Source organism: Pseudomonas fluorescens group sp. PF-69, from assembly GCF_054481235.1.
In genome coordinates this window covers 838,866-851,551 of record NZ_JBTMNC010000001.1, presented here as the reverse complement: position 1 = coordinate 851,551, position 12,686 = coordinate 838,866, and the positions used below count along the sequence as shown (strand labels likewise).

Below are 12,686 nucleotides of genomic sequence, written 5' to 3'. Positions count from 1 at the left end.
CAGATTGCTTGGGGTTATATGGTCAAGTGAAGAAGCGCATACGGTGGATGCCTTGGCAGTCAGAGGCGATGAAAGACGTGGTAGCCTGCGAAAAGCTTCGGGGAGTCGGCAAACAGACTTTGATCCGGAGATGTCTGAATGGGGGAACCCAGCCATCATAAGATGGTTATCTTAAGCTGAATACATAGGCTTAAGAGGCGAACCAGGGGAACTGAAACATCTAAGTACCCTGAGGAAAAGAAATCAACCGAGATTCCCTTAGTAGTGGCGAGCGAACGGGGACTAGCCCTTAAGTGGCTTTGAGATTAGCGGAACGCTCTGGAAAGTGCGGCCATAGTGGGTGATAGCCCTGTACGCGAAAATCTCTTGGTCATGAAATCGAGTAGGACGGAGCACGAGAAACTTTGTCTGAATATGGGGGGACCATCCTCCAAGGCTAAATACTACTGACTGACCGATAGTGAACTAGTACCGTGAGGGAAAGGCGAAAAGAACCCCGGAGAGGGGAGTGAAATAGATCCTGAAACCGTATGCGTACAAGCAGTGGGAGCAGACTTTGTTCTGTGACTGCGTACCTTTTGTATAATGGGTCAGCGACTTATTTTCAGTGGCGAGCTTAACCGAATAGGGGAGGCGTAGCGAAAGCGAGTCTTAATAGGGCGTCTAGTCGCTGGGAATAGACCCGAAACCGGGCGATCTATCCATGGGCAGGTTGAAGGTTAGGTAACACTGACTGGAGGACCGAACCGACTACCGTTGAAAAGTTAGCGGATGACCTGTGGATCGGAGTGAAAGGCTAATCAAGCTCGGAGATAGCTGGTTCTCCTCGAAAGCTATTTAGGTAGCGCCTCATGTATCACTGTAGGGGGTAGAGCACTGTTTCGGCTAGGGGGTCATCCCGACTTACCAAACCGATGCAAACTCCGAATACCTACAAGTGCCGAGCATGGGAGACACACGGCGGGTGCTAACGTCCGTCGTGAAAAGGGAAACAACCCAGACCGTCAGCTAAGGTCCCAAAGTTATGGTTAAGTGGGAAACGATGTGGGAAGGCTTAGACAGCTAGGAGGTTGGCTTAGAAGCAGCCACCCTTTAAAGAAAGCGTAATAGCTCACTAGTCGAGTCGGCCTGCGCGGAAGATGTAACGGGGCTCAAACCATACACCGAAGCTACGGGTATCACTTAGGTGATGCGGTAGAGGAGCGTTCTGTAAGCCTGTGAAGGTGAGTTGAGAAGCTTGCTGGAGGTATCAGAAGTGCGAATGCTGACATGAGTAACGACAATGGGTGTGAAAAACACCCACGCCGAAAGACCAAGGTTTCCTGCGCAACGTTAATCGACGCAGGGTTAGTCGGTCCCTAAGGCGAGGCTGAAAAGCGTAGTCGATGGAAAACAGGTTAATATTCCTGTACTTCTGGTTATTGCGATGGAGGGACGGAGAAGGCTAGGCCAGCTTGGCGTTGGTTGTCCAAGTTTAAGGTGGTAGGCTGGAATCTTAGGTAAATCCGGGATTCCAAGGCCGAGAGCTGATGACGAGTGTTCTTTTAGAACACGAAGTGGTTGATGCCATGCTTCCAAGAAAAGCTTCTAAGCTTCAGGTAACCAGGAACCGTACCCCAAACCGACACAGGTGGTTGGGTAGAGAATACCAAGGCGCTTGAGAGAACTCGGGTGAAGGAACTAGGCAAAATGGCACCGTAACTTCGGGAGAAGGTGCGCCGGTGAGGGTGAAGCACTTGCTGCGTAAGCCCACGCCGGTCGAAGATACCAGGCCGCTGCGACTGTTTATTAAAAACACAGCACTCTGCAAACACGAAAGTGGACGTATAGGGTGTGACGCCTGCCCGGTGCCGGAAGGTTAATTGATGGGGTTAGCTAACGCGAAGCTCTTGATCGAAGCCCCGGTAAACGGCGGCCGTAACTATAACGGTCCTAAGGTAGCGAAATTCCTTGTCGGGTAAGTTCCGACCTGCACGAATGGCGTAACGATGGCGGCGCTGTCTCCACCCGAGACTCAGTGAAATTGAAATCGCTGTGAAGATGCAGTGTATCCGCGGCTAGACGGAAAGACCCCGTGAACCTTTACTATAGCTTTGCACTGGACTTTGAATTTGCTTGTGTAGGATAGGTGGGAGGCTTTGAAGCGTGGACGCCAGTTCGCGTGGAGCCATCCTTGAAATACCACCCTGGCAACTTTGAGGTTCTAACTCAGGTCCGTTATCCGGATCGAGGACAGTGTATGGTGGGTAGTTTGACTGGGGCGGTCTCCTCCTAAAGAGTAACGGAGGAGTACGAAGGTGCGCTCAGACCGGTCGGAAATCGGTCGTAGAGTATAAAGGCAAAAGCGCGCTTGACTGCGAGACAGACACGTCGAGCAGGTACGAAAGTAGGTCTTAGTGATCCGGTGGTTCTGTATGGAAGGGCCATCGCTCAACGGATAAAAGGTACTCCGGGGATAACAGGCTGATACCGCCCAAGAGTTCATATCGACGGCGGTGTTTGGCACCTCGATGTCGGCTCATCACATCCTGGGGCTGAAGCCGGTCCCAAGGGTATGGCTGTTCGCCATTTAAAGTGGTACGCGAGCTGGGTTTAGAACGTCGTGAGACAGTTCGGTCCCTATCTGCCGTGGACGTTTGAGATTTGAGAGGGGCTGCTCCTAGTACGAGAGGACCGGAGTGGACGAACCTCTGGTGTTCCGGTTGTCACGCCAGTGGCATTGCCGGGTAGCTATGTTCGGAATAGATAACCGCTGAAAGCATCTAAGCGGGAAACTAGCCTCAAGATGAGATCTCACTGGAACCTTGAGTTCCCTGAAGGGCCGTCGAAGACTACGACGTTGATAGGTTGGGTGTGTAAGCGCTGTGAGGCGTTGAGCTAACCAATACTAATTGCCCGTGAGGCTTGACCATATAACACCCAAGCAATTTGCATGCTCCTAAATAAAGAGCAAAGCCAGATTGCGGTGTGTGAAGACGCAATGAACCGAAAGTTCGCACAACACACAAACTATCGCATACCCAATTTGCTGAAGCGTCGAAAGACGGTTCGGTACCCGAATTTCTTGACGACCATAGAGCATTGGAACCACCTGATCCCATCCCGAACTCAGCAGTGAAACGATGCATCGCCGATGGTAGTGTGGGGTTTCCCCATGTGAGAGTAGGTCATCGTCAAGATTAAATTCCAAAACCCCTATCTGCGTATGCAGGTAGGGGTTTTGTTTTTGTCCGCAGGAAAGTACCGCGCCGGAAATGGCAGCGGCAGCGATGACGTTACTGTCTGACGCCCCCCGCAGCCCTGAAGTTCTTCGCGAGCGAGCTCGCTCCCACAATGAAGCAAGTCGCCTTCAATGCTAAAGTCGTCCCTCGATTTTGAGCTTTCCAAGGAAGCCTTTATGCCGGATGCAACGTCCCTCAGTGCTGGTTTTATGGTGGTTCACGGCAACCGCCTCGACGAGTTACGCAGCCTGGTGGTGAGCTGGATGCGGCGCTACCCGCTGGCTCCCTTGGAAAATGAGATTGCTCTGGTGCAGAGCAATGGCATTGCCCAGTGGCTCAAGTTGGCACTGGCTGAAGACTCTGAAGAAGATGACATGGGCGGCTGCGGTATCGCCGCTGCCATCGACGTACAGTTACCGGGCAGCTTCATGTGGCAGCTGTATCGCATGGTCCTTGGCCGTGACGAAATCCCGGTCACTTCCCTGCTCGATAAGGCTCCCTTGACCTGGCGTCTGATGCGTCTGCTTCCGCAACTGATCAATCAAGCGCATTTCGAGCCTCTGCAGCGCTTCCTGACCCATGACACCGATCTGCGCAAACGCTATCAACTGGCAGAGCGGCTGGCGGATTTGTTCGACCAGTACCAGGTGTACCGTGCCGACTGGCTCGAAGACTGGGCTGAAGGCCGGCATCAATTACGCAACGGCAGAGGTGAAGCCAAACCGCTGACCCCGGCCAATTGCTGGCAAGCGGAATTGTGGCGCGCTCTGTTGCTGGATGTCGGCGAAGAGGGCATGGCGCAAAGCCGCGCGGGTGTACACCAGCGGTTCATCGAGCGGATCAACAGTCTCGATGTTGCCCCTGTCGGGCTGCCTTCCCGGGTCATCGTTTTCGGCATTTCGTCGCTACCCGCACAAGCCCTGGAAGCCCTGGCCGGACTGGCTCGTTTCAGCCAGGTGCTGCTGTGCGTGCATAACCCGTGTCGCCACCATTGGGCGGACATCGTCGCCGATAAGGACCTATTGCGGCATCAATACAAACGCCAGGCTCGCAAGAGCGGTATGCCGGTTGTGCTCGACCCGCAAACCCTTCATCAGCATGCCCATCCGTTGCTGGCCGCATGGGGCAAGCAGGGGCGGGACTATATCAACCTGCTCGATAGCTACGACGATCCCAACAGCTATCGTTCGGCATTCCGCGACGGCCGCATCGACCTGTTCAGTGACAGCCAGCCCCTGAACATGCTCAATCAGTTGCAGGACGACATCCTTGAGTTGCGCCCCCTGAACGAAACCCGCGAACGTTGGCCGGCAGTGGATCTGGAGACAGACCCGTCGATCCGCTTTCATATCGCTCACAGTGCCCAGCGCGAAGTCGAAATCCTTCACGATCAACTGCTCGCCCGCTTCAGCGCCGATCCGCAATTGCGTCCCCGAGACGTGATTGTGATGGTCCCGGATATCGACAGTTATGCCCCGCATATACGAGCAGTGTTCGGCCAGCTTGATCGCCAGGATCCGCGGTTCATTCCCTTCACGCTCGCTGATCAAGGCCAGCGTGGCCGCGACCCGTTACTGATCGCCGTCGAACATCTACTCAAGCTGCCGGACAGCCGTTTCCCTGTCAGCGAAATTCTCGACCTGTTGGATGTCCCGGCATTGCGCGCTCGCTTCGGCGTCGAGGAGCGTGACCTGCCCACCCTTCACCGCTGGATTGAAGGCGCGGGTATTCGTTGGGGCATGAATGCCGAGCAGCGGGCGGGATTGGGACTGCCGCAGGCGCTGGAGCAAAACAGTTGGCGTTTTGGCCTGCGCCGGATGTTGCTGGGTTATGCCGTGGGCAGTGGCAGTGCGTGCGAAGGTATCGAACCCTACGACGAGATCGGCGGGCTGGATGCGGCACTCATCGGTCCGTTGGTGGCGTTGCTGGATACGCTGGAGATCGCCCACCACGAACTCACGCAACCGGCATCGCCCCGGCAATGGAGCGTGCGATTACAGGCGTTGATGTCATTGTTCTTCCAGGCCAGTAACGAGCATGACGACTATTTGCTGACCCAACTGGAAGCGTTGCGCGAAACCTGGCTCGAGAATTGTGAATCGGTAGGCTTGCAGGATGAACTGCCCCTGACCGTCGTCCGTGAGGCCTGGCTGGCCGGTCTCGATCAGGGACGCTTGTCTCAGCGTTTTCTGGCCGGAGCCGTTAACTTCTGCACATTGATGCCCATGCGAGCCATTCCCTTCAAACTGGTCTGTCTGCTGGGGATGAATGACGGCGACTACCCGCGCGCGCAGCCTCCATTGGATTTCGACCTCATGGGCAGTGACTACCGCCCCGGTGATCGATCACGACGCGAAGATGACCGTTACTTGCTGTTGGAGGCGCTGTTGTCGGCCCGCGACCAGCTCTACATCAGTTGGGTCGGCCGTAGTATCCGCGATAACAGCGAGCGCCCGGCGTCGGTGCTGATCGGCCAGCTCCGCGACCACCTGGCCAGCGGCTGGCGATTGAGCGACGCCAACGAGGACCTGCTCGAGGCCATCACCCAGGAGCACCCCTTGCAGCCCTTCAGTGCTCGTTATTTCCATGAAGGCGACGCACTGTTCAGCTACGCCACTGAATGGCAGGCGCTTCATCACGCGACCGAGCACGCCACGGACGTCGAAGTGCTGGATGCCCACGCTCAAGAAGAACCGCTGGGTCTCGGCCAATTGCAGGATTTCCTGCGCAACCCTGTGCGGCATTTCTTCAGCCAGCGCTTGAAGGTGTTTTTCGAAGCTGCCGAAGTGCCCTTGGCGGATGAAGAGCCCTTTGTGCTCGATGCTCTACAACGCTACAGCCTCAGCGACAGTTTGCTCGACGCCGCACTGACGCAACCGGGCGAAGTCGATCAGGCATTGGAGTCGCAGGCCCGGCGCCTGCAAAACAGTGGGCTGCTGCCGATGGCAGGATTTGGCGAATGCCTTCAGCGAGAGTTGATAGAGCCGTTACCCGATCTGCTGCAACGCTACCATCAGCTCCTGGCGTTATGGCCGACGCCGCTGACCAGTGCCCTGCCGGTCAATCTGGAGCTGCATGGTTTGCCTGTCGAGGGCTGGCTCAGCGGGCTGCACCAGCGCGCCGACGGTGGTTTGCTCTCGGTCACAACCATCCCCAACAGCATCGGCTCGATCAAATCGCGCAAATGGCATCGCCTGACGCGAGCCTGGGTCAATCATCTGGTCGCTTGTGCCAGCGGCATGGCGATGACGACCGCATTGGTGGCCAGTGACGACAGCCTGATCCTTGAGCCGATGGAGCAAGAATCAGCATCACGGATTCTGGGAGACCTGTTGCTGGCCTGGCAATCGGGCATGCGTCAGCCGCTACCGATTGCCGTCAAGACTGCGTTCGCCTGGTTGGGTCAAGCCGAGCCGGTCAAAGCCGAAGCGGCCGCTCGCAAAGCATATGAAGGTGATGGCGTGAACACTGACGGGGAGCGAAGGGAAAGCGTGGCACTGGCCCGTCAATTCGCTGATTACGATGCACTGACCGCCGATGAAACGTTCGTCGATTGGTGCAACGCCTTGTATCGGCCACTACTCGAGGCGCCTTGGCGCTCGTTGTCCAGCGAGGAGGCGCGCCCATGACCAGCAAGACACCTCTGGCCCTGGCATTCCCGCTGCGCGGCAGTCAACTGATCGAAGCCAGTGCCGGGACCGGCAAGACCTTCACTATTTCTGCGTTGTATTTGCGCCTGGTCCTTGGCCATGGCGGCGAACCGAGTGGTTTCGGGCGTGAGCTGTTGCCTCCGCAAATCCTCGTCGTGACCTTCACCGACGCCGCCACCAAAGAGCTGCGTGAACGCATTCGCACACGGCTGGCAGAAGCCGCCCGGTATTTCCGGGATGAAACATCGGCACCCGATGGGCTGATTGCAGAACTGCGTAACGAGTACCCGCCCGAACAGTGGCCCGGTTGCGCGAACCGCCTGGACATCGCCGCCCAGTGGATGGACGAAGCCGCCGTCTCGACCATCCACAGCTGGTGTCAGCGCATGTTGCGCGAACACGCCTTCGACAGTGGCAGCCTGTTTACCCAGACCCTGGAAACCGACCACAGCGATTTGCTCGGCGAGGTCTTGCGCGATTACTGGCGACTGTTCTGCTACCCGATGCAAGGCGATGCCCTGAACTGGGTGCGCAACAATTGGGGCGGCCCGGCCGCATTGTTGCCGCGTGTTCGCGGACTGTTCGCCAGTGAGCGGGACAGTGTTGAAGGTAAAGAACCTGTCGAACTGATCACCGAATGTCTACAGGAACGACGGGCGGCCTTGCTCGAACTCAAGAAACCCTGGCGTCAGTGGGCGGACGAGTTGCTCGCCATCTGCCACGAGGGTGTTGCCAGCAAAAATGTCGACGGTCGCAAGATGCAGGCGCGTTACTTCGAGCCCTGGTTCGAGAAACTCAAAGCCTGGGCCGAGGATGAATCCCTTGAGCAACTGGATATTGGCACCGGTTTCACGCGTCTCACGCCCGACGGTATGGCCGAAGCCTGGAAGAAGGGCGACGTGCCCAGTCATCCTGGCCTGGACGCAATGCCCGGCCTGAAAACCGCGCTCGATCAATTGCCGACGCCTGATGCCGCCGTGCTGCAACACGCCGCCCATTGGGTCGGTGCACGCTTCGAAGAAGAGAAGCGTCGCCGTGCGGAAATGGGCTTTGACGACATGTTGCTGCGTCTTGATGCGGCGTTGCAATCCGATGGCGGCGAGCGCCTGGCCGCCTTGATCCGCGAGCAGTTTCCGGTAGCGCTGATCGATGAGTTCCAGGACACCGACCCGGTGCAGTACCGGATCTTCGAGAGCATCTACCGCATCGAAGACAACAACCCCGAAAACGGCCTGTTTCTGATCGGCGACCCGAAGCAGGCGATTTACGCCTTCCGCGGTGCCGACATCTACACCTACCTTCGAGCGCGCCAGGCCACCGCTGGCCGACTGCACACCCTGGGCACCAATTTCCGTTCCAGTCATGGCATGGTCGGTGCCGTGAACCATGTCTTCGAACGTGCGGAATCCCGTGAGTCCGGGCGTGGTGCGTTCCTGTTCCGCGAAACGAACGGCGACAACCCGGTGCCGTTCCTGCCGGTCGACTCGCAGGGTCGCAAAGAAGTCCTGTGCGTCGATGGTCAGGTCTTGCCGGCCCTGAACATCTGGCACTTGTCCGCCGAGCAACCGTTGTCCGGTGCGGTTTACCGGCAACAACTGGCGGCCGCCTGTGCCAGCGAGATCACCGGACTGCTCAATGGCGGGCAACAGGGGCGTGCGGGTTTCAATCAGGATGGCAAGGACTTCAGAGGGCTGTTGCCCGCGGACATTGCGATCCTGGTCCGCGATGGCAAGGAAGCGCAGGCTGTGCGTGCCGAACTCTCGGCCCGTGGCGTACGCAGCGTTTATTTGTCGGACAAGGACTCGGTGTTCGCCGCTCAGGAAGCTCACGATGTGCTGGCCTGGCTCAAGGCCTGCGCCGAGCCGGATGTCGAACGCCCTCTGCGGGCCGCATTGGCCTGCATCACGCTGAATCTGTCGCTGGCGGAACTGGAGCGGCTGAATCAGGACGAACTGGCTTGGGAATCGCGGGTCATGCAGTTCCGCAATTATCGCGAGATCTGGCGCAAGCAGGGCGTGTTGCCCATGTTGCGACGCTTGCTGCATGACTTCCAGCTGCCCCAGGCGTTGATGGCACGCAGCGATGGCGAGCGAGTGTTGACCAACCTGTTGCACCTCTCCGAGTTGCTGCAGCAGGCGGCGGCCGAACTGGATGGCGAGCAGGCCCTGATCCGGCATCTGTCCGAGCATCTGGCATTGTCCGGCCAGGCCGGCGAAGAGCAGATCCTGCGTCTGGAAAGCGATGAGCAACTGGTCAAGGTCGTGACCATCCACAAATCCAAGGGACTGGAGTACCCCTTGGTGTTCCTGCCGTTCATTTGTTCGGCGAAACCGGTGGATGGCAGCCGACTGCCGATGCATTACCACGACGCCACGGGCAAGGCCCAGGTGACCTTGAGCCCGACCGCCGAGTTGATTGCCCTGGCCGATGATGAACGTCTGGCCGAAGATTTGCGCTTGCTGTATGTCGCCCTGACCCGGGCGCAGCATGCCTGTTGGCTGGGCGTGACGGACCTCAAGCGCGGCAATAACAACAGCTCGGTGCTGCACCTTTCGGCGCTGGGTTATCTGTTGGGCGGCGGCGCGGCATTGGCTGAGTCGGCGGGGCTGAAGCGCTGGCTGGAAGACCTGCAACAGGATTGTGCCGCGCTGGCTTACGGCGAAATGCCCGAAGCCACCGCCGAGCATTACCACCCACCGCAGAACGAAGCAGCGTTGCTGGCCCCGTTGATGCCGAAGCGCAAGGCCAGCGAAAACTGGTGGATCGCTTCCTACAGCGCGTTGCGAATCAGCGACATCCTGAATGTCGGCAGCGTTGAAGCGCCGGAGAGTCCGCAGGCGCAGAAACTCTTTGACGACGAACGTCTCGATCCACAAGCGCTCCATGAAATGGTCGCCGGGGGCGCCGATATCCATCGATTCCCTCGCGGTCCGAACCCGGGCACCTTTCTGCATGGATTGCTCGAATGGGCGGGCGGCGAAGGTTTTGCCGCCAGCCCTCAGGCCGTGGAAGATGCGATCGCCCGTCGCTGCAATCGCCGTGGCTGGGAAGGCTGGATCACCACGTTGAGCGATTGGCTGCAGCACTTGCTCAAATCACCGTTGCCGGTCGGTGCAGGGCACCCCCCGGTGGTTTTCGAGCAACTGACCCAGTACCAGGTCGAAATGGAATTCTGGTTCGCCAGTCACAAAGTCGACGTGCTCAAGCTCGACGCGCTGGTGTGCCAATACACGCACAACGGCGTGGCGCGGGTAGCCGCCGAACCCGTGTTGCTCAATGGCATGTTCAAGGGCTTTATCGACCTGACCTTCGAGCACGACGGCCGCTACTACGTCGCTGACTACAAATCCAACTGGCTCGGTGTCGACGACGCGGCGTACACCGAACAGGCCATGGAGCAGTCGATCCTCGACAACCGCTACGACCTGCAATACGTGCTGTACCTCCTGGCGCTGCATCGGCAACTCAAGGCCCGACTGGCCGATTACGACTACGACCGGCATGTCGGTGGCGCGTTGTACCTGTTCTTGCGCGGCACGCGGGCATCCAGCCAGGGCGTGTACTTCGCCCGCCCTCCAAAAGAGCTGATCGAACGAATGGACCGGCTGTTTCAAGGTCAGCCAGAACCCAAGGCCGAACCCGCCTGGGAACAGGGAGTATTGCTATGAGCCGCACCTTCGCTGACTTGCTGCCCACTTCATTGGCTGCCGAGAGCCTCGCCGATCTTGCCCCGTTGAGCCGTGCTGAGGACTTGCTGTTGCTGCTCACCCGCTGGGTCGAGCGTGGCTGGTTGCGTGCACTGGACAAAGCCTTCGTGGCCTTCCTTCATGAACTGGCTCCGCACGATGATCCCTTGGTGTTGCTGGCCGCGGCATTGACCAGTCATCAGTTGGGCCATGGGCATGTTTGCCTGGATCTGTTCGAGACCCTGAAGGAGCCGGATTTCGCCTTGTCGCTACCACCGGAGGGTGATCTGCACAGTGGCGCGATGTTGTTGCCATCGCAGTTGCTGGAAGCGCTGGACGGTGCCCATTGGTGCAAGGTGCTGGCCTCCAGCAGTCTGGTCGCGTTGGCGGCCGACGGGCGTGAGGCGGTGCACAGCCGTCCACTGGTGTTGTCGGGCAAGCGTCTGTACCTGCGCCGTTACTGGGCTTACGAGCGCCGTATCGACAACGCGCTGCGTCAACGCCTGGCCGAACACGAAGCAACCCCGGGCGACTTGCCCGAGCGCCTCAGCGGATTGTTCGGGCCGGCCAAGCCGGGGGACGTGATCGACTGGCAGAAACTGGCCTGCGCCCTCGCTACCCGAGGTGCCTTCAGCATCGTCACCGGCGGGCCGGGAACCGGCAAGACCACTACTGTCGTGCGCCTGCTGGCGTTGCTTCAGGCGCCAGCGGTAGAGGCGGGCAAACCGCTGCGCATTCGTCTCGCCGCCCCGACCGGCAAAGCGGCGGCGCGCCTGACCGAATCCATCAGTCAGCAAGTCAGAACGTTGAAAGTCACCGACGCCATACGCCAGAAAGTCCCTTCGGATGTCACCACTGTTCACCGTCTGCTCGGCAGCCGTCCCGGTACGCGGCATTTCCGCCACCACGCGGGCAATCGCTTGCCATTGGACGTGTTGGTGGTGGACGAAGCCTCGATGATCGACCTGGAAATGATGGCCAGCCTGCTCGACGCGCTGCCAGCCCATGCTCGCCTGGTGTTGCTGGGCGACAAGGATCAACTGGCATCGGTCGAGGCCGGTGCCGTGTTGGGCGATTTGTGCCGCGATGCCGAGGCCGGTTGGTACAGCCCGCAAACACGCCAGTGGCTGGAAGCGGTCAGTGGCGAAAGCCTGGCGGCCAGTGGCTTGCAGGAAGACACCCAGAGCACTCACCCACTGGCCCAGCAAGTGGTGATGCTGCGTCACTCGCGGCGGTTTGGCGAGGGCAGTGGAATCGGTCAACTCGCCCGATGGGTCAATCAACAACAACCGGATGAAGCCCGCAGATTGCTGGCTGCACGAAGCCATGACGACGTGTTTTCCCTGTCCCTCAAGAACGAACAGGATCGAGCGCTGGAGCGCCTGTTGCTCGATGGCCATGGCGAAGGACCCCAAGGTTACCGGCATTACCTGAGCCTGTTGCGCACCCAGCGGCCGGCCCTCGACCGTCCGCTCGATGATGCGTGCTGGATGGAGTGGGCGCGGGATGTCCTGAAAGCCTTCGACGCTTTTCAGTTGCTGTGCGCGGTGCGCAAGGGGCCGTGGGGCGTCGAGGGCTTGAATCGGCGAGTGACCGACGCGTTGCTCAAGGCCCGCCTGATCGACAGCGACCAGCAGTGGTACGAAGGACGGCCCGTACTGATGACCCGCAACGACTACGGCCTGGGCCTGATGAACGGCGACATCGGTATTGCGCTGAAACTTCCCGAGCGTGATGGGCCTGATACTGGCAAGCAGGTGCTTCGCGTGGCGTTCCCGCGCAACGACGGACAGGGCGGCGTGCGTTTCGTCCTGCCCAGTCGACTCAACGACGTTGAAACCGTGTACGCCATGACCGTGCATAAATCCCAGGGCTCGGAATTCACACACACCGCGTTGATTCTGCCCGATGCCCTGAACCCGGTGCTGACCAAAGAGTTGATCTACACCGGGATTACCCGGGCCAAGGACTGGTTCACCTTGATCGAGCCGCGTGCAGGGGTATTTGAGGAGGCCGTGAGGCGCAAGGTCAAACGCTTGAGCGGGTTGATGCTGGCGCTCAAGGAAGAAGTCGAAACGATAGGCTGAGCCAGGCGTCACGAGGCTGCGCAAACGGTTCGAAGTACGATC

At 58.9% G+C, this 12,686-nt stretch carries 3 protein-coding genes and 2 rRNA genes; all 5 read left to right on the top strand.

All coding sequences use genetic code 11. The annotated features are described in order from the left end of the window. Positions 1 to 20 precede the first annotated feature (20 nt). Positions 21 to 2,912, top strand: a 23S ribosomal RNA gene (locus ACX3YF_RS03890). 151 nt (positions 2,913 to 3,063) lie between these two features. Further along, a 5S ribosomal RNA gene (gene rrf / locus ACX3YF_RS03885) occupies positions 3,064 to 3,179 on the top strand. A 218-nt stretch (positions 3,180 to 3,397) separates the two neighbouring features. Then, on the top strand, positions 3,398 to 6,850 hold the full coding sequence (gene recC / locus ACX3YF_RS03880) for an exodeoxyribonuclease V subunit gamma (RefSeq protein WP_458973433.1): 3,453 nt from the start codon (positions 3,398 to 3,400) through the stop codon (positions 6,848 to 6,850). Next, positions 6,847 to 10,539, top strand: a complete 3,693-nt coding sequence (gene recB / locus ACX3YF_RS03875; RefSeq protein WP_458973432.1) for an exodeoxyribonuclease V subunit beta — start codon at positions 6,847 to 6,849, stop codon at positions 10,537 to 10,539. The genes recC and recB overlap by 4 nt, the downstream gene beginning before the upstream one ends. After that, positions 10,536 to 12,644, top strand: coding sequence for an exodeoxyribonuclease V subunit alpha (gene recD, locus ACX3YF_RS03870; RefSeq protein ID WP_458973431.1), 2,109 nt, complete (start codon positions 10,536 to 10,538; stop codon positions 12,642 to 12,644). The genes recB and recD overlap by 4 nt, the downstream gene beginning before the upstream one ends. The last annotated feature ends 42 nt before the right edge of the window (positions 12,645 to 12,686 follow it).

Coding starts and splice junctions, on each gene's coding strand:
- recC (WP_458973433.1), top strand. CDS start 3,398: ATGCCGGATGCAACGTCCCTCAGTGCTGGTTTTATGGTGGTTCACGGC.
- recB (WP_458973432.1), top strand. CDS start 6,847: ATGACCAGCAAGACACCTCTGGCCCTGGCATTCCCGCTGCGCGGCAGT.
- recD (WP_458973431.1), top strand. CDS start 10,536: ATGAGCCGCACCTTCGCTGACTTGCTGCCCACTTCATTGGCTGCCGAG.